The following is a 22263-nucleotide window of genomic DNA, read 5'->3' as shown; positions in this document are numbered from 1 at the left end:
CTGTTAAATTAAGTCTGTTAATGATTGTATAACCGGCAACTGCATGCTGCTGCCCAATAGATGTATCCCTATACCTGTTATACCAAAGCTGAAGCTAAAATTAGTTACCGGTTGGTTGTTGTAAAAGTGTGATTGAAAGCCAACTGTATCATTTTGCGCAACAGCAAATCCGGGCGTTTTATTATACCAGTACTGGCCGGCTTCTTTGAAATCCAGGATGCCGCTAGCCTCAAAAATTTTAGCGTAAGCAACAGAAGTGCCGCTGGTGCCATATAAAATGGATGCATCTTTAATTTGCGTTTCCTCCACGCTGGTTCTGCGTGTGGTGGCCAGTAAAACATGAAGGGCTTTATCCTGCAGTTTGTTGTTCTGTAAAACCTTGCCTACTTCCAGCAGCGCAAGGGCGGTGCCTAAATCGCCATAACATAAATTAAGGTTGGGCACAGTTGCCCGTTTGCCTGCAAATACCGGGAAATGCGAAATGTATTGCCTGGCTGATTGTTCATTATTTAATATAAAGGTTGCTGCCCCCAGTAAAAGTTCGTCGCATACTGCGGTGTATAGTTCATCTTTCCTTATTTCGATCAAAAAATTAATAATCATGGCATTGCCGTGTGAACTACCGGTATAAAGCCGGGGTTCGGTAAACTCATAATTTGTCCAGTACAAACCATTGTTATCATCGCTCAGTCTATTGGTAATCAGGTAATCAAGCATTTGTTTTTTAACCAGGTTTTGGTAATTGTGCTGAGTACTACGTTTAATGAAATAATAAAACGCGGCACCAGCGCCGTTATAAATGCCCAGATTTTTCCGCCCTATCTTTTTGCAAAACCAATCATATATAACAGTATCGGCGTTTAATAAAATAACATCGGGCAGTAAATCAATATATTTTTGCTGATGAATAAATTCTATTACCCGCCCAAATTCCTGTAAATCGTGGTAAAAGCTGCTGCCTAAAAAGGAGGTATATTGTTGAGGGTCTATGAGCGATAGGGCTTGTATTAAATCTTTTTCGGCCAGTGCAAGATGTTGTTTGCTATCCGTATGTTTGGCATACAGGCAGTTAAAAAGTATTTTTCCGGCCAGGCCGTTGCTTAAGCCAAAACTGTTAAAGCAATAATTGGGGCCATTAATAGCTGCCTCTATCTGGGTAAGTGCTTGCTGGTGCGATATGATTGTTTTGGTTGATAACATAACTTTTAATTAAAACAGCATTAAGTGCTATAGCTACAGGTTGTTTATTTTAGTTATAATTTATAATTTGCTCTTAATTGTTATACAAATCAATGTGATGTTTAACAGTAAACCTTATTATTTCGACAAAGGCAAGTAAAACTTCGACAAGTGATTAGATTAGACGGATTTAAGCAAAAGCTGCTCGTAACAATTGACAAGTGGAAAAAAATAGCCTTGGAAAAATTCCCGATGCGTACACGTATCTCGCTGCATCTAATTATGTGGATCTTTTTGTTTTCGGTTTATTACAGTACCAACAACAGGATCTTACAACCCAATACCACGCTTACACTCATTACCTCTTTTAAAGATCTGCTGCTGGTATGCATTATATTTTACAGCATTTGTTATTATGCTGTGCCACAGCTTTTAAAGTGGCGCATATGGGTATTTGCACTGGTACTGGTTTTATGCCTGGTAATGTGGGTTGTAGTTACGCACGAGTATGCCGTGTTTGTTTTAAATACCTTTAATATCAAAGGTACGCGGGGGTATTTTTATTATAAAAGCTTGGTAGTGGGCAATCTCATGTCGTCATTTTCTATCCAGCAACTTTATTTCTTTTCGCTGGATATTATATACATGGTAATGACGCCCATTGTTATTAAAGGTATTATTACCCTGGCACGCATCTCTTACAAAATGATTGTGCTGGAGCGTAATAAACTGAGTTTGGAGCGCGACAATTTATCGCTCGAGATCAACTTCCTGAAGTCACAGATTAATCCGCATTTTTTGTTTAATAACATGAACAATATTTACTCCATGATAGTGCGTAACGACTCGAGGGCACAAGAGCTGGTAATGAACCTCTCGGATGTAATGCGGTATACGCTTTACGAATCAAACGTATCTAAAATTGAGATTAAAAAGGAGATCGCATTTATAATTGATTACATTAGCTTAGAACAGGTTCGGTACGGCGATAATATTGTAATAAACTGCGACTACCAATACGATTCTGAAGAAAGTTCGATATCACCATTGTTGATGTTTCCTTTTATAGAAAATGCCTTTAAGTACGGCGCGCGAGATTCTATTGAGGATGCCTTTGTGGATATTAAGATCGATATTAAGGATGACGTGCTTAACTTTTCGGTAAAAAACACGTATGATAAAGAAGATGGCGTAAAGGTAGATGATGGCGTTGGAGGTATTGGTATTCAGAACGTTACCAAGCGCCTGCAATTACTTTATCCCGGACGACATCTTTTAAATATTGCCAACGATAGTAATCTTTTTTCGGTTGAAATGACCCTGATGTTAAACTAATAACCTAAAAACCCTTGCAAACTGTATGAGTATTTCCTGTTTAGTAGTAGATGATGAACCGGAAGCCCGGGAGCTGATTGTCAAATATGTTAATGATGTATCATTCCTTGAACTAAAGGGGGTGTGCAATAATGCTTTCGAAGCCATTGATATATTGCAGCAAGAAGATGTTGATCTGATTATATCCGACATACAGATGCCTAAAATTAATGGCTTGGAATTTATACGGTCATTAAAAAATCCGCCTTTTATAATTTTTATAACCGCTTATCCTAATTATGCAGTAGAAGGCTTTGAAATTAATGCGGTTGATTACCTGGTAAAGCCAACATCTTTTAATCGATTTTTTAAGGCCGTAAACAAAGCCGAATCCATGATTAAAAGCCGGATGCCTAACCCGGTAGCCATGGAAAAACGCCTGAAGAACATTTTCTTGAAGGATGGCTTTAAACTTCTGCGCGTACCGATTGATCAGATTGTGTATGTGGAGGGCTTAAGAGATTACGTTCAGATTATGCTGCCCGATAAAAAAGTGATCTCTTACATGCGGATGAAAAACATGGAAAGCATGTTACCGGCCGATCAGTTTATCAGGATCCATAAATCATTTATCATCAATATCGAATATATTAAAGCCATAAAGGGCAACATGATAGAAACCACTGCACAGGTAGAAATACCCATAGGCACGCAGTATAAAGAACACCTACTAAAGGTGATAGGCATGTAGTGCTAAAACAGAAAGCCGCCCTCGGTTATACCAAGGGGCGGCTTGTTATTTTAGGTTGATTGTTGTTGTTTATTTAGCCTGCGTATCATCGCAGGTTGCCAGCGAATTGTCGATACATGATACAAAGTGACAGGATACCTGGCCGCCATCGGTACCGCCTTCAATTTCTTTAAGCTGGTTCTCGTCCAGTTTGGCAATAATATCTTTTTGTAAGTCTAATGGCTGTATTAGGTTTTCTTTTGGCATGGCTTTAGGGTTTTATAATGCGGCTATAGTTAATAGGTAGATGTTGCTGTTATGGTTAGCGAGTTGTTTTTAGCTTCCGATTGAAACTGTGCCTCTATCAGATCTGGTTCTGTGTAAACAATGCTACCAAGATCTAATCTTGAAATAGTTTCTTTTTCAATTAATAAAGCCGGGATTGTGTTAGGTTGATTTTTCATGACATTGCTGGGTTTTGTTGAAACAATGATCACAAAAACGTTTCTCAAAAAAATTTTTATTCGACTAAGGTAAATTCTGATTCGACCAAATCAGGATTTGATAGGTAAAATAAGCGCATTCGTAAAATTTAATTTCAATAATTAATAAAAAACCTTTTATAAATACTGTATTTGCTTTTATTACCAAATTTTAATTAATGAATTGATAATATGGACGTGTTTTTTTAAGACCAAAAAAGAATGCTGAATTTTGTCGAATCAGAATTAGCATTGGTCGAAATAATTGGGCTGATAGTGGCCTGAATGCGTTTTTTGCTTTAATACTAAAATTAAACAAAGAACGATGAAGAACTTTACATTAAAGATTTCGCTACTCCTGACCATGCTACCCGGCGTTAAAGTATTGGGGCAAGGCCTCATTAAAGGCACTATATATGACGAGAAACAGCAGCCACTGTCGTACTCAACCGTAACCATTAAAGATTCAGTTAATAAAATAACGCTGAACCGCATTACCGATAACGACGGAGTGTTTTTGTTTGACAACGTTAAATACGGCAGCTATAAAATATATGTAAGCTCGATAGGTTATCAATCGTTCAGTAAAACAGTTGTGATAAGCAGCAGCGATAAGCAGGCTGAGCTGGGTAAGATTATTTTAAAAACCGACAGCAAAATGCTTGCTGCGGTAACCATTACCGGGCGTAAAAATTTGCTGAGCATACAAAACGGAAAAATTACACTCAATGTTGCCAATAGTGTATTGGGTAACGGTAGTACCGCTGCTGAAGTGTTAAAGGCTGCGCCCTCTGTAAGGGTTGATGAAAAGAGCATCACCATGAAAGGTAAGAGCAACGTACTAATTTTGATTGATGGTAAAGAGGTTCCTAAAAGTACCATGGCCGCTTTATTGAACTCAATGCCAAGCGATCAGATTGATAAAGTGGAATTATTATCTAACCCGCCTGCCAAATACGAGGCAAGTGCATCGGGCGGGGTTATTAATATTATAACAAAAAAAGGGCAGGCCCCTGGCCTTAATGGTACAGTTACCGGCGGCCTTAGCCAGGGTAAGGAGTTTGGCGAAAATGCATCGGGTACGCTTAATTACCGCGATGGCCGCTGGAGTATACTGGGTACGGGCTCGTATAGTAATCGCAACGATTTTGAAAGAGGATATAACGACCGTACTTTTACCCCTAATAATACTTATAGCCAAATACTTAACAGTGATTTTGATCTTGGTGCACAAAAGAGGGCAGCTACCTATAAAGTATCTGTAGACTACCTGGCCAGTAAAAATAATACGCTCACCTTTGCAGTTAATGGATTGTATAACAGGTTAACTAATAATGGCAACTCATTTACCGACGTAATTGAAAATGGTATTACCAGCCAGAATATCAATGCTGTAAGCCAAATGTACAACCGTATCTTTTTCCAAAATTATGATTTAACCGATCAATGGAATATCGATAGTTTGGGTAGCTCGTGGAGCAACAGTTTATTATTTAGCCGTTATAATGATAACTCTACCCAGTTTTTTAACCAGAACTTTGTTTACCCGGGGGGCATTACGCAAAATGGAGCTTTTAGAAATGGCACACCGTCGGTATTTAACTTATACACCTATAAATCTGATTTCGAAAAATATTTACCCGGCCATAATGTGCTGGATGCCGGAATTAAGCTAACAGGTATTAAAAGCAAAAGCGAACCATACCTGGATAGCCTGCTCAATAACCAGTTTATAAGGCAGCAAGATGCTACCCTCAATAAAATTGATTATAACGAAGTGATACTGGCCGCTTACGTAAGCGATACCAAAACTTACAATAAATTAACGGTAACACCAGGTTTGCGGGTAGAGAATACCTCGTATGATATTAAAAACATAGCAAAGCAAAATTATTTCAACCTGTTTCCAAGCCTGAACCTGAGCTATAAGGTAAGCGGCAATTTCACTACCTCGGCCAGCTACTCCCGCAAAATAGACAGGCCGAATTACAGTGATCTGATCCCATATAAACAATACCTGGATAATTACACCGTGCGCGAGGGCAACCCGCTGCTGCAGCCGCAATACTCTAACGTGATAGAGTTGAACGAAGCCTATAAAGACTACATATTCAGCGCTACTTATACCTATGCTACCGACCAGATTGTGCCTTTGTTTACTTATGATAACCAGCAATTACTATACATTTTACAACCCAGGAACTTAAAAAGTGCGCAGATGCTTAACCTGTCATTCAATACGCCGGTTAAGCTGGTAAAATGGCTGAACACGCAATTGGGTATTGATGGTAACTACCAGAATTTAAATATCGATAACATCAGCGGCATCAGCAATGTCTCGACTACCAAATGGACTTACGGTTTTAATGTATACAATAAGCTAACGCTTACCAAAACCATGTCGGCCGATGTGTTGTTTGTATACCAGGCACCGTCACGGTTAGGGTTGATAGATATTAATGCTTATAACACCCTTAATATTGCCATCCAAAAAAGCATCTTTAAGAAAAAGGGAACCATTAAGCTAGGCGCAAGCGATCTGTTCTATAAAACAGCGCCTATTATTACAACTAACTATTATCCGTTTGTAACCCACAGCATTGACCGCAGCGACTCGAGGCGCGCAACGCTCAGCTTTACCTATAGGTTTGGCAAACCGGCCAAGAAAGCCAACTCGAATCCAGATTACCGCGACGAAACTACTAAACGCCTGAACCTGTAAATAAACACTAACTAACTGACCCAAGCCCGCCAATACTGGTGGGCTTTTTCGTTTTATATCAGAATAGTTTCAAAGCTTCATGCTTTACAAGTTTATTGGTTTGCTTCGAAAGATGTGAGGACACTGTAGTTCCCATATCTTTGCCAGAGAAAGCTTTAGGACACGCTGCCACGTCGGGGCTACCTATTTGTAGATAGATCAATAAAAACAAGAAGGCTCCGTAGGTGCGTCCCTCGCTTAGCAGATAAATTACTTGGTTGTGAGTGGGTAGCCCCTAACGAGACAAAGCTCAATAAACATTTATTCCTACAAACAAGCAGCCCCCATGGGGCATGAAAAAATATGGATACACGAATTCTCTCCAAGAAAGGGAATCGCACATGCCCCAAATTCTGGAATATCATGTCTTTCATAGGCTATTACCTCCCAGGAGAGCGAAGATTAACATGTGCTACACCTCGTTACCAAATCCCTGCAAACAAAAAATGCCCCTTTCGGGGCATCTCAATTGTGGTGGTTTAGGTAGAAGATTTCGACGCTTAATTAAGCAGTTTGTTTAACAGGGTAATATGTTTGTTGGTTAATTCGGCAGTGGTAGCGTAGCCGTTTAATATGGGCATTTTGTTAAAGCTGTTTAGTTTATTGAGCTGTATATGGCCCGAAAAGGCAAAGTGATTTTCGGTTACAATTTGCGATACCTGGGTAACCTGGCCGTTAAGTGTACCATTGTTGCCTTTGCCGGTGTTGTATTTTAAATTTATTTTAACAGGCATACCTACGCGCACTTTATCAAAGTTGGCGAGATTTAATGTCCCCTTAAAGGTATAGCTGTTTTTATCGGGCACAACAACAGCAATGGTATCGCCTTTGGCCACACGATCGCCGGATGATTTGATATAGTATAGCGTGCCATTTTGCCTGGTATATAATGGAATCGACTGATTGCTGTCGTCGTGTATTTCACTTACGGCCTTGCCGGTAAGGGCAATAGAGTCGGTGCCGTGCGTGCACAGGCCAGGCTGGTTGGCAATAATGTAGGAGGCATTTTTCTCCAGCGATACAAAAACGTTGCTTTTAATCATATCGGGATACTGAATAAGCGAGGTAACACCGATAATTAATGAAATAGTAAATAATACCATGCTGGTGCCGTAAACCACAAGGCGTTTGGGCGGATCGCCGATAATTTCGGTAATCTCAGAAGAGTTTAAATAAGTATACTTATCCATAAATATTTACTAAGGCAGGTGAAGGGTTTCGGGCCAATACAGATTTATAATATTTGTGCAGGTAATGTGCCACAATAAGTTCGTGCTTGCGTTGGTTTGCCAAAAATACACGGTTTAAAAACATGTGTATATAACTGCTGATAACTTCTTTGCTAAAACCGGCCGTTATTATGCCATCGGCAGTTAACTGATTAATGCCTTGCACAGGCGCAATATTATTTTGCGAACGCAGCGTTAAAATATTGTTCATTATTTTAACGTCTTCACCAAAATAGGTGCCACTCAAAAATTTATAAATAAGGCCCGATACATTGCGATATCTATCGTTAAGCTGTACTTCGAAAGCTTTATCTACCTTAAATTCTTTAAAATAAGCATCCTTGTAACGGGTGATGGTTTCCATTTTTTCGGTCAATGAAAAATCAAAATCGTCCATCAGTTTGTCAACACCTTTGAGGGCAAACAACCAGCGGTAGCGTTCGCCTGCATCGCCATTTAGGTAGGTTAAAAATTCGGCAACAGCTTCGCTATCATTATAAAATATAGCTTCGGCCTGCTCTATACAGGCTGCACTGTAACGGTTTAATTCGCGCTTGTAGGTATCAATTTGTATTTGGGCAATCGTACCGTCGGTGAGGTAATCGGTCAGATGGGTGTATAAGGCATCCATTACATCCTTCCAGAAATCAGGTCGGCTGGAATGATAAAACCGTATACGCAAATGTGCATCAGGGTCTGCATAGCGGATAAAAAACCATTTTTCTATCTTTTGCTCAGCCAAAAAAGTGTTGATTAGCGGCAGCAAAGTTTTTTTCAAAATTTTGTCGGCAGTTTTATGCCCGGTATAAATTTTTATATAAAACCATTGGCTGCCTGGTGCAAATGCATGCGTAACAGCAGGTTTAAAAGTACTGGTAGTTGGCGATTTTTTAGCCAAAGCAATTGGTTTTTCGGCATCAATTGTTTTTACAGGGATTATCAGCTCGCTGCAATAACTGCCTTTGCCTGGCTCATTAATAATATGCCCGTATTGGGCGTCGAGGTTTTCTTTTATAGTTACGCCCCCTTTGGTAAGCTTGTCTGTAAGTATCTGGAGGCTGATACCCAAGGTGAGGTCAAGGGGCAGTTCGTTATCACCTTCAACAAGTGTAACCTGCTCAGGCAGGTTATAGGTGCTTTTTAAATTATCGTAGGTGATATTGGCTTCTTCGTTTTTCTTAATTGCAGCCAGTTTCCATTGGGCTCTTGATAAAATTATGCTGTTGTATTGTACCCGCGGTAAATAGGCTTCGTCGCTCATATAGCCCCAGCTCCAGGTAAAACCTGCCAGGCAACCCTGGCCTTGCAGGTCGCACAAAAATTTGTAGCTGTTTAAGCCAAGCGCATAATTGTGTGCATTGGTTAGTTTGGGTATAATTTCGCGGTCGAGCCGTTGCGATCTTAATATAATGCGGTTGTTTTTTACGCTTACCATTAAGTCTCTTAACGGTATTTGCTGTTCGGGGGGTAATAAAGATGGCGACAGTACCGGAATTTCTAACGCCCGCATATTAGGGCGCATTACCACATTACCAACGCGAGCTTCGGGCAGATGGATAATTTCTGCGAGTAACTTATCGTTGTTTTGCTGCTCGAATTCGGTGCAGTTTAAAAGGTTTTCCTTTAAGCCGGTACACGAGCTGCCAAATCTGCTCAATAAATCTGCACCCGAATTACCGCCGAATGATTTGAGGTTAAACAAGCAGCTATCTTCGGCCTTAAACAAGCTGCCCAGTATATAAGCTGTATGCGATAAATCCTGTTTTTGTTCAGGTTCTGCCAATTGGTCAATATCGGCATTGCTCAGTTGCATTACAGGCGTATTTGGGTTAAAGTTTGCCTTAAGCCAGCGGTTTAGCTTATCCATACTGAATGATTTTTCGGCAGCAACATATCCAGAGAAGATCAGCCCGTCTATAAGTGGGGTAAAGGTACTGCGGTCGCCTTTAGCAAGGCCATACCCAATGCCCGATTCGGCATCAATTGCTTTGAGCAAGGCAACCTCCTGGTCTTCGTAACGCGCTATAAAGCGGCTCTTAAAGTCGTCAAGGTTTTTGCTTTTTCTAACTTTTAGTAGTCGGCTTACCTGCTGTAAGTCGATTGTTAATGGTTCAATAACGTCATAGCCTAAGGTATTTTTTGAGGTATTAAAATAAAGGTCCGTCTGGATAAGGTCTTTTGTGCCTGGTGCAAAAAAATGTTCGGTTAACAATGTGCTGATTTGTTCAAACTTTAACTTTTCGCTCTCATTTGTACTAAGAATGTCTTTGATCTGTTTTAGCGGATCAATTAGGTGCACTATTTGTTGAAGCCCTTGCAGGCGATTAATGAGCGTTTCAAAGGCATCATCGCCACTCACTGAGGGTTCAAGATCTGATAAGATAATCTGGTTATCAATTAGCGAATGAATAAATTCCTGAGCTTGTTCAACTGGTATGTTAAGGGCCGTAATGCAGGCTACCAATTGATTAAATGATACAGGCTGCCTAGCTGCCGACAGGGCATCGTCAAGATAAACCGAACGCTTGATTTCTGAAGAAAAGTATTGGCGCTTGCCTTTGGCAAATTTATATTCGGTGTAGCGGTAATATTCTGTACCCTGGTTATACAGTGTATTGTTAACCGCGTAATTAAGCTGTGTTTTTATAAGCGGATGGTTGGTTAAAAAGCTGGCCAGCTCGGCCACGTGCCACATATCCAGCCTCGAGCTTTTATATAAGGGATTTTGCTGATCGAAGTTAACCTCATAGCCTTTGCCTGCTACCCCGCCCATACTGCAGCCCGCAAAAAGGCCAAATGGGGTGCACCGACCCGACATACGGAGCAAATATTGATATAATGTCTTTACTATTTTTTTGCTGTTTTTTGAATCCTGGTCATCCGCATTAATCCAATGAATCATCTGCTCAAAGAGCTCGGGCGACGAAATGTAGATAGCGTCCTGTATCAGCGGATCAGTGTAAAATTGTTTTAACGCGATAGTAAAACCGGCTTCCGAAGTTTTTAATATATCATTAATTCTGCTTATGGTTTGATACGGAAGCAGAGGTTTGCGCATGATAAAAAAATCGAAAGGGCTTATGTTTTTCATAATCGGTTTAATTAATGTCCACAAATATTTTGTTCACTATTCTCAGAAATTTCTCAAACAAGATGGGTTTATTGAGCAAATGGGTAATTTTTAAATCTGTAAGCATAGCTGCGGGATAGGCTGTGGTTAATATGCAGGTATATTGGTCCATGGCTTCGGCAAAAAATTCTTTCGAGCCCTTTACACTCAGATCTAAAAATATGGCATCTACCTGTGCTTCCTGCAAAAGTAGTTTTACACGGCTATCTATGTGGCTAAACTTACATACCAGAACCAATGAATCAACATTATTAATATAATGTTCAAGCAGGTCAATAGCCGGCTTTTCATCGTCAATTATTACACATTTTATAGGCTGTTCCATGATATTTGCAGTACATGTTGTTAAATAAAGAGCGCTTAAAATCGTATAATTTGCCCCTTGCGGCACTCTTTTTTGATAGTATCAAAGCTATCGGATAATTAACCTTTGGCTTTCTTTTTTCGACGAAGTGCTTAATCGGCTCGACAACGTTAACTATTTAGCTACACCAAAATTTAACTGTAAATTTAACTTTAAGCGGATGTGCCTTGAAGGTCTGAGTGCCAAAAGCAGATGAGCATTAAGCTACCAGTTATTTGGCAGCCTTTGCGGTATTAAGCTTCTTCCTGTATACCGCCTGTAAAGCACGATAAAATACCGCCGGTGCATGATGCCGGGGCTGTAGAACCGCCTTCAATTTCTTTCAGCTGTTCGTCATCAAGCTTGGCAATAATGTCTTTAACCAGCGCCAGGGGGATTGTTAAGTTTTCTTTTGACATGATATTATATTTTTTTTGAGGTGAATAATTTGCGTTGCTGCTGTTAATCCAGCAGGTCATCATCGGTTAATATGTCCCAGATGCCTGTAAAGTCGGTATCAAAGCCACCGCCGTGAACCTTGTCCAGTAGTTCATCATCCATCGGGTAAAAGCCCTGCAAAGCATCAGTGCTTTCAAAAAAATCGTTGCGTATGTTTTTTTCTTTCATGGTCTTTTTTGTTTTAACTAAAGGTATATAAGCTGCTGCTCAACAGGTATTTTATTCGACTAAAGCCCCATTTGGTTCGACAACATAATGGTTTGGCGGATAGCTGTCCTTAACATGTTCTTTTGTCTGTATACTTTAAGTCGCTCTATGCTATCCTTATTAATATTTGTGTTATTAGCAGTGCCGCTATACTCGGCGTTTAATGGAAAACTATTACCAGTGCAGATGCCAAACTCTCATAAAGGGTAATTTATGCTGGTTAAACTTGTGTATACTATAGTTCTGAAGGAATTATATAAAAACAAAAAGACCGCTCAAAATTTACTGAGACGGTCTGTTTTGTTTTGTACCGGGAAGTTTTGCTTATTGAGCTTCTTCAGTTTCTGAAGCAGTAAAGCAAGAAAGGATGCCACCGTTGCATGAAACTGGTACAGCAGTACCGCCTTCAACTTCTTTTAATTGTTCGTCATCTAATTTTGCAATTACTTCTTTGGCAAGGTCTAATGGTTGTTTAAAGTTTTCTTTTGACATGATGTTTGTTTTTTAAAATGTGAATTAAATTGGTTTATTGTATCTGTTAGCTAATTAGATCATTTTTGGCCGGCATCAGGTTTAAAATGCCGCTTGTGTCAGTGTCGAAACCACCACCATAAACTGTGTTTAGTGATTGCTCGTCCATTGGGTAAAAGCCCTGTGATGAATCAGAACCTTCAAAAAAATCATTAAGTAAGTTGCTCTCTTTCATGGTCTTTTGTTTTTCGTTGAATCAAATGTAGGCGAGTATTTGCGCAACAGGTATTTTATTCGACTAATGCTAGGATTGCTTCGACAACCTAAAGATTTTAACCGCAAATCATTAAATAATAGGAGGTAAAAAATAACCGGTTATCAAGAAGTAAGGGGAGGTGAGGCTGTTTAATTTGTGCTGTTTATGCAAAGGCATAATCATACCGTAATACCACTGCGGAGATGAATGCGCCGGAGGCTATTATGAATAGAAGAGAAAAACTTGCCGTATGGGCTGTAAAAGCGTGTAACCAGATACTTTCGTCGAGCGGTTCATGCAGTTATTATAATTATAACGACCTTCCCCGGTGCTAACCGTGTCTGTTTAGAAAAACGCTTTGAATAGCAAGCCAATGTGTATAGAAAAAACTAATTATCAGCATTTCTTTTTTATACTCACAACTTAAAAAAACAGAAGGTTATGACAATGCTAACTAGTAGGGAAAATGAGCGTAACTGAATTGATTATAAGAGCCAAAGATGTTGAAAAGCATTATTAGGGTCGTAAGTTAATGCTTGTTTGGCTATATTAAAATATCGGTTAAGTCTGGGGTCGTTACCTACGCCGGCAAGATAAGCCCAGTTTCCCCAGTTATTGCACACGTCATAGTCAATTAGCTGTTGCTCAAAATAAGCCGCGCCGTAGCGCCAGTCTAACTGTAAATCGTTGCAGAAATAGCTGGCAACGTTTTGCCGGCCCCTGTTGCTCATGAAACCGGTTAGTTTTAATTCGATCATATTAGCATCTATAAATGGCACGCCGGTTTGGCCATTGATCCACTTTTTTAATTTGGTTTTAAACTGCTCATTATCGGCTGATTTTAATTGTTGGTTACTTGATGGTAAGAAATAACGCAAGCTATTTTTCTCCATGCAGAATCCGAAAAAATCCCGCCAAAGCAACTCAAATATCAACCAATAAGTAGAGTCGTTTGCGCCATAAATTGCTTCATAATTTCTTATTGCTTCATAGATCTCTCTAGGAGAAATGCAGCCCAAAGCCAACCATGCAGAAAATTTAGAAGAATATTGTTCACCTACCATCCCGTTACGGGTTTCTTTATAGGTTGATAAAGCCTTTGTTTGATAAAAATAGTGTTGTATGCGTTCATGTGCGGCTTTCGCTCCACCCTCAAATTCTATAGCGGCGCGCGGATCAGCGATTACATTTGAAGTGATCAGGGTCAAATTCATAGCTTCAATTTCAGGAGAAGCGATTGATGGTGGCTTTGGCAGCACTTGCCTAATGGCAACCGTCTTTTCTATCCGCTTTCTAAATTCCGTAAACACATCCGGCAATTGCCCAATCGGGAACGGGAGATCTACCGAATGCAAAAGATTCCGGCATTCAAATGTTGAAAAAGTACAATTCAATTTCGACAGTTCACCGGCAACTTTTTGCTGAGTGTTCAACTCTTCGGGGGCTACTTCTTTTTCGGCATAAATACGTTGCGCACCTTGTTCTTTGGCGAGTTTAAAAATCACTTTTTCAGAGATTCCATTTAAGAGGACTAAACCAGAGCCTGCGCTACGTAGCTCTTCATCCAGTTGCTGCAAACTTTCTTTCAGGAATTTCAGCCGGAAATCTCCTGTCTTTTTAAACCCGAACTTAGATGTTCCAATAAGTTCGTCATCCATGCAATAAAACGGTACGATCAAGTCATTCTCGGCCACCGCTTTCGCCAAACATTCGTTATCCTGTAAACGAAGATTTGTTTTGAACCAGACTAAGGCAATTTTTTTAGAAAGCATGAAAGCGGTTAATTTCGTTTGCTGATTTTATTGTTACTAATTTGCTTTTGCCTGTCACATTTAAACCTGCCGGATAAATTGCCATGTTTAGTCTTCCTCCCTTGTACCCGTTTGCGCCACATCTTAAAGCTGGATGGCTTCATTTCTTTGCGCATCAATTCTATAACCTGCTGTTCGCCAATGCCGAATTGCAGCTTTATTACATCAAATGTAGTGCGGTCTTCCCAAGCCATCTCGATAATACGGTCAATAGCCTCTAAATCAAATTTACGATCAACCATAATTGTATAATTTTATACCAAAAATAAATTAATAAAACGATATTGTACCATTGCTGTCTTGTAAATCAGATTTAATTAGGTATTTCTAATATTGCAATTGTTGGTACCAAAATACCAATATGAAGTAGCTACGATCATCAGCATCAAATTATTTCCGGAGTTGGAAATAACTTTTAAATAAACCTTTGGGAACATTTTGGAAAAAATGATATATGACATAAAACCACTAGCGGTTACCAATGAAAAAGTAACCAGGTGGTAACCCGCTATACTGCACGTGAAAATAAAAAAACTCCTATAAATATTAATTTATAGGAGTTTTTTTATTGTATTATCGAGTAAGTAGGATTCAGGTCGAACACCTAATTCCATTTTTTTAGATTTTTAGATAAGCTTGCTGCAGGGCGGTATAATAACCGGTTATTCAATTACATTGTATATAGTTACAGAATTGGCTTTGTTCTTCAGATTCACAATACCAATTTTTTCGCACTTAAAGGATATCTGTGCTTGATTATGTATTTCCTCTGTAATAATAATCTGTCCGGCTTTTGCGGTTGATTGAAGGCGTTGGGCTACATTAACAACATCACCTATAACGGTATAATCGAGGCGTTTTAAGGATACAGAACCTATATTACCGGTTATCATTTCGCCTGAGTTAATACCGATTGAAATTTGCAGCTGATAGGTTTTATCGCCGGCCGTAAATTGTTCGAGCTCGTTTATTTGCGCTCTAACAGCCAAGGCGGTATCTATAGCCCGGTCTAAATGGAATTTGCCTTTAAAAACCGCCATCACGGCATCGCCCATAAATTTATCTATATGGCCACCCTGTGCTATAATCCCCTTTACAATGGTATCAAACAAACTGTTTAATAACTTTACAACCTCATTTGCTGATGCATGTTCGGTAATTGCGGTAAAGCTGCACACATCAATAAACATTACTGTACCCTCCAGCATTTCGTTTTTCAACAAGCTGCCTTCAAACTCTTTATGGGTCATAAAGTTTAGTACGTTCTCATCCACATACATTTTAAGTATGTTATTTTCTTTAATGGCCTTTATTGTTTCCTGTAATTGCTTTACATGGGTAATTGTTTTTTCCATGGTAACATCCAGGTCGTCAAAATCAACCGGCTTACATACAAAATCAAAAGCGCCCCGGTTCATAGCCATGCGGATATTCTGCATATCGCCATAGGCTGATACAACCACCGCCTTTAGCATGGGGTTGGCTTCGGGCAAACGGCTAAGCAGGGTTAGTCCGTCCATCACAGGCATGTTAATATCACTCAAAATAATATCCAGATCCGGGTGTTCTTTCACTTTCTCAAGCGCTTCTTCGCCGTTGCGGGCAAAAACAAACTCGTAGATATTTTCTCTGATTTTACGTCTGAACTTTTGTTTTATCAGCAACTCCAGATCTTCTTCATCGTCCACTACCAATATCTTGGCCATTATGCTAATAAGGTTTTAAGTTTTTCTTTTAGTAAACTAAAGTCTAACGGTTTGGTTAAAAAATCATTGGCACCGTTTTCAATTGCCTGGCGGTGATTTTCATCATCTCCATAAGCAGTTATCATCATCACTATTGGGGGAGGCGGGGCATTATAATCATGCCTTATTCTCGACAAGAGATCAATACCACTCATTCCCGGCATATTAATATCAGAAAGGATTAACACCACTTCAGAGTGTTTCTCCTGTAAATAAACAAGCGCCTCTTCGCCAGATAAAGCGAAATCAAATTCCAGCTCATGTTCCCGGATCTCTTTCCGGAAACGCTGTAAAAACAGAGGCTGTACATCAGCCTCGTCATCCACTACCAATATTTTCATTTGCCTTAAATATACTTCTTTTAATTATACAGGTAGCCTTATTTCAAATCTGGTATAGCTACCATCCTCGCTTAATATCTCTATTTTACCGCCATGCCCCTTTACCACAATGTCATAGCTTAATGATAAGCCTAAACCGGTACCTTCTCCACTTGGCTTGGTCGTAAAAAAGGGTTGCATTATTTTATCCTTTATTTCATTAGGAATGCCAATGCCATTATCCGTCACTGTAACAACGATGTAGCCGTTTTCTATACCGGTAGCTACAGAAACCTCGGGTTTGTACTCAGCGCCTTTTGTTTTCTTTTGCTGATTTACCGCGTAAAAAGCATTGTTAAAAAGATTGAGCAGCACCCTGCCTATATCCTGAGCTACGATATTAATTAGCGGCAGGTTATCATAAAAATGTGTGGTCAGATCTGCATTAAACGATTTGTCTTTTGCCCTAAGCCCGTGGTAAGAAAGCTTCAGAAACTCATCGGCTATAGTATTAATGTTAGAAATCTGCCGCTCGCCTGTATTACTGCGGCTGTGCTGCAGCATCCCCTTAACAATGTTATCGGCACGTTTACCATGCTGAATAATTTTTTCTTCGTTTTGCTGAATATCATTTGCAATGGCCAATGCTTCATCTACATTACCCGCTTTTAATTCTTCTTTCAATTCATCAATCATTTCACGGTTTACATCCGAAAAGTTATTGACAAAGTTTAACGGGTTTTGAATCTCATGCGCAATGCCTGCGGTAAGCTCGCCCAGGGAAGCCATTTTTTCTGATTGCACCAGTTGGGTTTGAGCTTTTTTGAGGTTCTCTAATGAATGCTGCAGTTCTGCAGTCCGCTCTGTTACCTGCTGTTCTAGCAAATCGTTTTGTTTGGCTATTAATTCGTTACGTTCTTCCTCCTTTTCACGCAATAGGCGTTCTTTATCCAGCGATTGCTGGATGCTTAGATTAAGCACCCCTTTATAACGGTTAAACAAAGACCAGGATATAACTACTACAGCCCATATAATGCTTAACTTAAGAACAACGTTAAACCAATCAGGCAGAAAAAATGAGCTGATAAAAAAAACAAAGAACGGAAAAACGGCTAGCATAAATAACCCTGCAGAACGCCTTTTCTTATACCAATCTATAATGCTGATTACTATAATGCTTAAGACTGAAACAACTACGAGCAGAGCAATAATATACTCCAATAAGTAATCATAGCCCTTCAATACCCTTATCTCAGAATTTATAAATAAAAACAGCAAAGCAATAACCAGTACCAAACTTATGGTACATTGTAGTTTGTATAACCGTGGATAGTTATGACGAACATCCAAAAACATTAGAGTAACTAAAATTGAAAGGCCAACACTAATAGCCCAGGGAAAAAGACTACCATAGAAGTAAATTTGAGGGTATTCTCTAAATAGCAGGCTGATACCTGGCGAAAATATACTTAACCCGCCCAACACAAGCATAATGCTGTAAAGAAGATATACCTTTTCGCGGATGATATAAAAAAAGAACAGGTTAATAAGTGCTGCAAATAGTAAAATTCCGAATATAACGGCGGCAAACAGATCTGCCGCATCACTATCATTATTAACATAACGTGCGTACAGTACTGCATCTTTAAAGCCGATAATGGGAATAGGGTCGGTATCTGAACTATAACAGATGTCGCGCTTGTAAACTGTAATTTCGTTTCCGGCAGGCAATTTATATATAATTTGATCAACTTTTTTTAGTCCATCCCTTTGGCTCCAAGGTACCTGGAAACCTGTACGGTAATAGTGCCATTTCCCATCAGAACCAGATATGAAAATAGCAGCATCCTGCCTACCCAGAATAGTAATTTCCAATACCTTGTTAAGCGTGTTCTTTACCTTATAACGAACCCAATATTCCTGGTATGATTTGTCCGCCTTATCATTCTTTTTAAACAATGTCGAATATTCCGGGCTCGAAACCTGTGCTATGGTAAGTGGTTTTTTTTCTAAAAGGTATTGCCAGTTAGCATCTGGGATATTCAGCGAGGCAGCGGTATCGGCAGTTATTTTAAAAGCTTCGGGAAATGTATTTTTTTGCGCTGCTGCATCAAAACTAATGAGTAATAGCAGTACGCATATCAATTTAAACACTTTCATTGTTTTTACTGGTTAAAGGCAGTTTAATGATAAATGAAGCACCCAATCCTTCCGTACTTTCTATTGCTATGCTTCCCGAATGCCCTTTAACTATAATATCATAGCTAAGTGATAAACCAAGCCCTGTACCTTCTCCTGTTGGTTTGGTAGTGAAAAAGGGCTGCATTATTTTATCTTTTATGGCATCAGATACGCCCTGGCCGTTATCCTTAACTATAATCTCGATAAAATTATCTTTTAAAACGGTGGTGACTTCAACTGTTGGTTTATAGTCTGCACCGGCAATTTTTTTCTTTTGATTAACCGCGTAGAACGCATTGTTAAACAGATTAAGTAATACCCGGCCAATATTTTGTGGTACCATATTAACCGACGGCAGGCTTTCAGCAAAATGGGTAACCAGATCGGCATTAAACGATTTGTCTTTCGCCCTTAGCCCGTGGTAAGAAAGTTTCAAAAATTCATCGGCAATGGTATTGATATCCGAAAGCTGCCGTTCGCCTGTATTGCTGCGGCTGTGTTGCAGCATGCCTTTTACAATATTATCTGCACGTTTACCATGCTGAATGATTTTTTCTTCGTTTTGCTGAATATCATTGGCAATGGCCAGGGCTTCATCTATATTCCCTGCTTTTAACTCTTCTTTAAGCTCGTCTATCATTTCCCGGTTTACGTCCGAGAAATTATTGACAAAGTTTAAAGGATTTTGAATCTCGTGGGCAATGCCTGCGGTAAGCTCGCCCAGTGAAGCCATTTTTTCTGATTGGATCAACTGGGTTTGAGCTGATTTAAGTTCACTGAGCGATCTTTGCAATTCACTGGTGCGCACAGCAACCTCGTTTTCCAGGTTGTCATTCTGCCGGGCAAGCAATTGTTGTTTCTCCTGCTCCTGCGCCAAATTTTGTACCGAAAGCGTTTCTACCTGTACCAGTTTTTTGCGCAGCAGGCTGCTATCCAGCGCAAATTCACGGGCCAGGTAAAGCGATATGCCCAATGCAGGTGCCAAAAATAAGATCAGAATTAATAGCTGATGCGTGAGGTCGCTAATGGTTACCCCGAATAAAAATGGGGCTAGCGCTACTACAGAAACTGCAAAGCCGGAAGCGATAATACCGGCACCACGTTTTTTCATACGTAAGGCCTTAACCGTAAGCCATATTTGTACCAGGCCAAAAATGATAAGCCCTGTAAAAAAGGGCCTATTGATTTGCCAAAATATAATTAAGAATGAAGTAATGATATAAACACACCATAAGCCTATTTCAAGTCGGTTTATTTTGAAACTGAATAAAGTACCCAAAGCCCTGATTACCCATACGGCCCCCATTAACGTAGTTAAAAAAGCTGGGACATATACGCACAGCCAAATTCTACAATCCTGAACCTCGCCTTGCATAACCACTCCCAAAAATCCTAAGGTTGAAATTATGGCATATACTGCAAAAAAAAGATTGGCCCGTTGTGTGGGGTCATACCTGTAAAAAGCGAGATGGAGCAGGCTTAACAGGAAAAAAACGGAAGTGAGCGCAATATAAACTTCATCGCCTTTAATGGTTGTTTTGGTTATTTCTATATATTGATTAGCATCTATGAGTGTTATTTGGCACAAATACAACCAGTTGGAGTTTATGGCAGGGCCGCGCCAGGGTGCAATTCTTACTGCAAATACGTGTTCGGCACCCTGTGTAAGATAAACTTCCTGATTTTGGAGGTTGAGGCCAAGCGGTACTACATTTGATGGATTGGCACTTAGGGTACCGTATTTACCTATTAATTTCCCATCAAGGTATATTTCGGAAGCAGCGCTTTGCAACATATCAAAAATAAATGGCCTGCTGCCCAAATTAGGCCCGGTTTTAAAATGCAACCTTAACCAACCTATTTTAGCTCCCTTAAGTTGTGGAATACGATGTGGCGGATATATTGGGTTAATGCCCCCCCACGAAGCATCGTTGAAAGCAGGCTCTGCAAATTGGGGATTATCCTGGGGGCTGTAACGCCATCCTGTATCCAGCGTAATGCCATTAGCAGGCATAGCATTATAGTTAACAGGTTTTACTTGCGCCTTAACAGTTAAAGTAAGCGTAAAAAGAATAGCAAAAAGTAACTGGAAAGGGTTAAGTGTCATTTAATTAGGGTTGAGGCTAAGATAACAGTAATCATGAACTTTCACAACTTAAAGCTCTTGCTACAATGCCTATTTTGCTAAGGGTAAGGAGATTATAAACTCTGTAAATTCACCTTCCTTGCTTTCTATCTCAATATTCCCGCCGTGCCCTTTAACAATAATATCATAGCTAAGTGATAAGCCTAAACCAGTACCCTCGCCAGTAGGTTTAGTAGTAAAGAAAGGCTGCATAATTTTATCCCTGATAGCATCGGGGATACCCATTCCATTATCTTTTACTGTTATCCTGATATTTTTGCCATCCAGTGTTGTGCTCAGTTCAATTGTTGGTTTATAATCTGCACCGGCATTTGCCTTTTTGTGCTGGGTGGCATAAAAAGCGTTGTTAAACAAATTGAGCAAAACCCTGCCCACATCCTGCGATATGATGTTTACCTCGGGTAAGTTTTCGGTAAAATGGGTTACCAGTTCGGCATTAAACAGTTTGTCTTTGGCACGCAGGCCGTGGTAGGCAAGGCGCAGGTATTCATCGGCCAATTTGTTGATATCCGTAGGCTCTTTAACGTCGCCACCAGAACGGCTGTGTTGCAGCATACCCTTAACAATGCCATCGGCACGTTTGCCATGGTGGATAATTTTTTCCAGGTTTTGCTTAATATCAGTGGCAATAGCAATAGCCTCTTTGGTATCGCCTTTGTTTAACTCTTCCTCCATTTCATCAATAAGTTCCATACTTACCTCCGAAAAGTTATTCACAAAGTTTAGCGGGTTCTGTATCTCATGCGCAATGCCGGCGGTAAGTTCGCCCAGCGAGGCCAGTTTTTCCTGTTGAATTAATTGCGCTTGGGTAGCCTGTAAAAGTTTTACTGTTTCCTGCAACTCATTTTTTTGTTTGGTAAGTTCGGCAGTACGTTCGGTTACAAGCCTGTCTAATTCGGTGTTCCGCTGGGTTGCTATTTGTAACTCTTCGCGTTGTTTTTTAGAGTTAAGCCAACGGGTGTATATCCAGGCAAAAGCAGCCAGTGTCGCAAAACCAAAGTAACTGTTCCATTTATCATGAAAATCGGGGGCTATTAATTCGGTAAGGGCATCTAATAAACCAACAGCAACTAATGGATAGTGTGCATCGATATAAAACTTAAAGGGTTCAAAATCGGGTTCCCTGTTTAAATATTGCAACAGACCAAGCAACACCAGGCAACCAACTATGCTAATGGCAATGCCACCCAATGTGCTTTGTGCAATAGCATAAATAACCCAAATTCCCCAGGCGTAATTGAGCTGATTCTTCCATTTATAATACATCGGTGTATTACTCAATATCTTTTTTAAACGGAGTGTCAGCAAAAATGCTGCGAGGAAGTAAATTATATACATTACTTATATTAAATTTATAGGATGATTGGTATTCGTTTAATTAAAATGGATATGACCATTAATTAGCCAAGATAATTAATTACTCAATTAACCAATTTATAGCCGGATAAACAAATGATGTGCACATAGTAATCTGATTAACAAAATATACCACAAGGTTA

The 22263-nt window shown here is 39.8% G+C and carries 20 protein-coding genes; 3 read left to right on the top strand and 17 right to left on the bottom strand.

Annotated features, from left to right (window positions below):
• Positions 1-3: 3 nt before the first annotated feature.
• Entirely contained in the window at positions 4-1200 is a 1197-nt protein-coding gene (locus RG47T_RS13965) for a lanthionine synthetase LanC family protein (protein WP_074490042.1), read from the bottom strand.
• A gap of 150 nt (positions 1201-1350) precedes the next feature.
• Here RG47T_RS13965 and RG47T_RS13960 point away from each other — a divergent pair, with 150 nt between their 5' ends.
• Together RG47T_RS13960 and RG47T_RS13955 are read left to right on the top strand one after the other, a co-directional pair.
• The gene (locus RG47T_RS13960) at positions 1351-2514 is read left to right on the top strand and encodes a sensor histidine kinase (RefSeq protein ID WP_074490041.1); all 1164 of its coding nucleotides are present in this window, start codon (positions 1351-1353) and stop codon (positions 2512-2514) included.
• Positions 2515-2539: 25 nt separating this feature from the next.
• Positions 2540-3244: a LytR/AlgR family response regulator transcription factor gene (locus tag RG47T_RS13955; protein WP_083627405.1), complete on the top strand. Its 705-nt coding sequence runs from the start codon at positions 2540-2542 to the stop codon at positions 3242-3244.
• Between the two features lie 69 nt (positions 3245-3313).
• On the opposite strand, the gene RG47T_RS26100 is transcribed toward RG47T_RS13955, so the two are convergent.
• The gene (locus RG47T_RS26100) at positions 3314-3490 is read right to left on the bottom strand and encodes a class I lanthipeptide (RefSeq protein ID WP_171972533.1); all 177 of its coding nucleotides are present in this window, start codon (positions 3488-3490) and stop codon (positions 3314-3316) included.
• Positions 3491-3519: 29 nt separating this feature from the next.
• Positions 3520-3687, bottom strand: coding sequence for a hypothetical protein (locus tag RG47T_RS26095; RefSeq protein ID WP_171972532.1), 168 nt, complete (start codon positions 3685-3687; stop codon positions 3520-3522).
• 343 nt (positions 3688-4030) lie between these two features.
• Between RG47T_RS26095 and RG47T_RS13950 the strand changes: the two genes are divergently transcribed.
• Positions 4031-6427: a TonB-dependent receptor domain-containing protein gene (locus RG47T_RS13950; RefSeq protein ID WP_074490040.1), complete on the top strand. Its 2397-nt coding sequence runs from the start codon at positions 4031-4033 to the stop codon at positions 6425-6427.
• Between the two features lie 539 nt (positions 6428-6966).
• Here the strand turns inward: RG47T_RS13950 and RG47T_RS13945 are convergent.
• From RG47T_RS13945 to RG47T_RS13895, 14 genes are all read right to left on the bottom strand, one after another.
• Entirely contained in the window at positions 6967-7656 is a 690-nt protein-coding gene (locus tag RG47T_RS13945; protein ID WP_074490039.1) for a biotin/lipoyl attachment domain-containing protein, read from the bottom strand.
• A complete protein-coding gene (locus RG47T_RS13940; RefSeq protein WP_074490038.1) occupies positions 7649-10786 on the bottom strand; it encodes a lantibiotic dehydratase in 3138 nt (1045 codons plus the stop codon). Before RG47T_RS13940 ends, RG47T_RS13945 begins: the two co-directional genes overlap by 8 nt.
• Before the next feature lie 7 nt (positions 10787-10793).
• Positions 10794-11150, bottom strand: a complete 357-nt coding sequence (locus RG47T_RS13935; RefSeq protein WP_074490037.1) for a response regulator — start codon at positions 11148-11150, stop codon at positions 10794-10796.
• Between the two features lie 272 nt (positions 11151-11422).
• Entirely contained in the window at positions 11423-11587 is a 165-nt protein-coding gene (locus RG47T_RS26090; protein WP_171972531.1) for a class I lanthipeptide, read from the bottom strand.
• Positions 11588-11630: 43 nt separating this feature from the next.
• Positions 11631-11795, bottom strand: coding sequence for a hypothetical protein (locus RG47T_RS26085; RefSeq protein WP_171972530.1), 165 nt, complete (start codon positions 11793-11795; stop codon positions 11631-11633).
• Positions 11796-12158: 363 nt separating this feature from the next.
• Positions 12159-12326 (bottom strand): class I lanthipeptide, encoded by a 168-nt coding sequence (locus tag RG47T_RS26080; RefSeq protein WP_171972529.1) that lies wholly within the window; start codon positions 12324-12326, stop codon positions 12159-12161.
• A gap of 46 nt (positions 12327-12372) precedes the next feature.
• Positions 12373-12540: a hypothetical protein gene (locus tag RG47T_RS26075; protein WP_171972528.1), complete on the bottom strand. Its 168-nt coding sequence runs from the start codon at positions 12538-12540 to the stop codon at positions 12373-12375.
• Between the two features lie 506 nt (positions 12541-13046).
• On the bottom strand, positions 13047-14333 hold the full coding sequence (locus RG47T_RS13925; protein ID WP_074490035.1) for a DASH family cryptochrome: 1287 nt from the start codon (positions 14331-14333) through the stop codon (positions 13047-13049).
• 8 nt (positions 14334-14341) lie between these two features.
• Positions 14342-14614, bottom strand: coding sequence for a TIGR03643 family protein (locus RG47T_RS13920; RefSeq protein WP_074490034.1), 273 nt, complete (start codon positions 14612-14614; stop codon positions 14342-14344).
• 420 nt (positions 14615-15034) lie between these two features.
• Positions 15035-16078: an adenylate/guanylate cyclase domain-containing protein gene (locus RG47T_RS13915; RefSeq protein WP_171972527.1), complete on the bottom strand. Its 1044-nt coding sequence runs from the start codon at positions 16076-16078 to the stop codon at positions 15035-15037.
• Positions 16078-16458 carry a response regulator gene (locus RG47T_RS13910; protein ID WP_074490032.1) on the bottom strand — a complete coding sequence of 127 codons (381 nt, stop codon included), beginning with the start codon at positions 16456-16458 and terminating at the stop codon, positions 16078-16080. Before RG47T_RS13910 ends, RG47T_RS13915 begins: the two co-directional genes overlap by 1 nt.
• 24 nt (positions 16459-16482) lie before the next feature.
• The gene (locus tag RG47T_RS26430; protein ID WP_074490031.1) at positions 16483-18597 is read right to left on the bottom strand and encodes a sensor histidine kinase; all 2115 of its coding nucleotides are present in this window, start codon (positions 18595-18597) and stop codon (positions 16483-16485) included.
• Entirely contained in the window at positions 18584-20725 is a 2142-nt protein-coding gene (locus RG47T_RS26755; protein ID WP_074490030.1) for a sensor histidine kinase, read from the bottom strand. Before RG47T_RS26755 ends, RG47T_RS26430 begins: the two co-directional genes overlap by 14 nt.
• A gap of 69 nt (positions 20726-20794) precedes the next feature.
• Complete coding sequence (locus tag RG47T_RS13895; RefSeq protein WP_074490029.1) at positions 20795-22102, bottom strand: sensor histidine kinase; 1308 nt, start codon at positions 22100-22102, stop codon at positions 20795-20797.
• Positions 22103-22263: the final 161 nt, after the last annotated feature.

The sequence above is a fragment of the Mucilaginibacter polytrichastri genome (assembly GCF_001911425.1).
Lineage (GTDB): Bacteria > Bacteroidota > Bacteroidia > Sphingobacteriales > Sphingobacteriaceae > Mucilaginibacter > Mucilaginibacter polytrichastri.
This window is presented reverse-complemented; position numbering and strand designations above follow the sequence as displayed.

Excerpts from the sequence above, each read along its gene's own strand:
- RG47T_RS13965 (WP_074490042.1), bottom strand. The coding sequence starts at position 1,200 with ATGTTATCAACCAAAACAATCATATCGCACCAGCAAGCACTTACCCAG.
- RG47T_RS13955 (WP_083627405.1), top strand. The coding sequence starts at position 2,540 with ATGAGTATTTCCTGTTTAGTAGTAGATGATGAACCGGAAGCCCGGGAG.
- RG47T_RS26100 (WP_171972533.1), bottom strand. The coding sequence starts at position 3,490 with ATGCCAAAAGAAAACCTAATACAGCCATTAGACTTACAAAAAGATATT.
- RG47T_RS26095 (WP_171972532.1), bottom strand. The coding sequence starts at position 3,687 with ATGAAAAATCAACCTAACACAATCCCGGCTTTATTAATTGAAAAAGAA.
- RG47T_RS13950 (WP_074490040.1), top strand. The coding sequence starts at position 4,031 with ATGAAGAACTTTACATTAAAGATTTCGCTACTCCTGACCATGCTACCC.
- RG47T_RS13945 (WP_074490039.1), bottom strand. The coding sequence starts at position 7,656 with ATGGATAAGTATACTTATTTAAACTCTTCTGAGATTACCGAAATTATC.
- RG47T_RS13940 (WP_074490038.1), bottom strand. The coding sequence starts at position 10,786 with ATGAAAAACATAAGCCCTTTCGATTTTTTTATCATGCGCAAACCTCTG.
- RG47T_RS13935 (WP_074490037.1), bottom strand. The coding sequence starts at position 11,150 with ATGGAACAGCCTATAAAATGTGTAATAATTGACGATGAAAAGCCGGCT.
- RG47T_RS26090 (WP_171972531.1), bottom strand. The coding sequence starts at position 11,587 with ATGTCAAAAGAAAACTTAACAATCCCCCTGGCGCTGGTTAAAGACATT.
- RG47T_RS26085 (WP_171972530.1), bottom strand. The coding sequence starts at position 11,795 with ATGAAAGAAAAAAACATACGCAACGATTTTTTTGAAAGCACTGATGCT.
- RG47T_RS26080 (WP_171972529.1), bottom strand. The coding sequence starts at position 12,326 with ATGTCAAAAGAAAACTTTAAACAACCATTAGACCTTGCCAAAGAAGTA.
- RG47T_RS26075 (WP_171972528.1), bottom strand. The coding sequence starts at position 12,540 with ATGAAAGAGAGCAACTTACTTAATGATTTTTTTGAAGGTTCTGATTCA.
- RG47T_RS13925 (WP_074490035.1), bottom strand. The coding sequence starts at position 14,333 with ATGCTTTCTAAAAAAATTGCCTTAGTCTGGTTCAAAACAAATCTTCGT.
- RG47T_RS13920 (WP_074490034.1), bottom strand. The coding sequence starts at position 14,614 with ATGGTTGATCGTAAATTTGATTTAGAGGCTATTGACCGTATTATCGAG.
- RG47T_RS13915 (WP_171972527.1), bottom strand. The coding sequence starts at position 16,078 with ATGGCCAAGATATTGGTAGTGGACGATGAAGAAGATCTGGAGTTGCTG.
- RG47T_RS13910 (WP_074490032.1), bottom strand. The coding sequence starts at position 16,458 with ATGAAAATATTGGTAGTGGATGACGAGGCTGATGTACAGCCTCTGTTT.
- RG47T_RS26430 (WP_074490031.1), bottom strand. The coding sequence starts at position 18,597 with ATGAAAGTGTTTAAATTGATATGCGTACTGCTATTACTCATTAGTTTT.
- RG47T_RS26755 (WP_074490030.1), bottom strand. The coding sequence starts at position 20,725 with ATGACACTTAACCCTTTCCAGTTACTTTTTGCTATTCTTTTTACGCTT.
- RG47T_RS13895 (WP_074490029.1), bottom strand. The coding sequence starts at position 22,102 with ATGTATATAATTTACTTCCTCGCAGCATTTTTGCTGACACTCCGTTTA.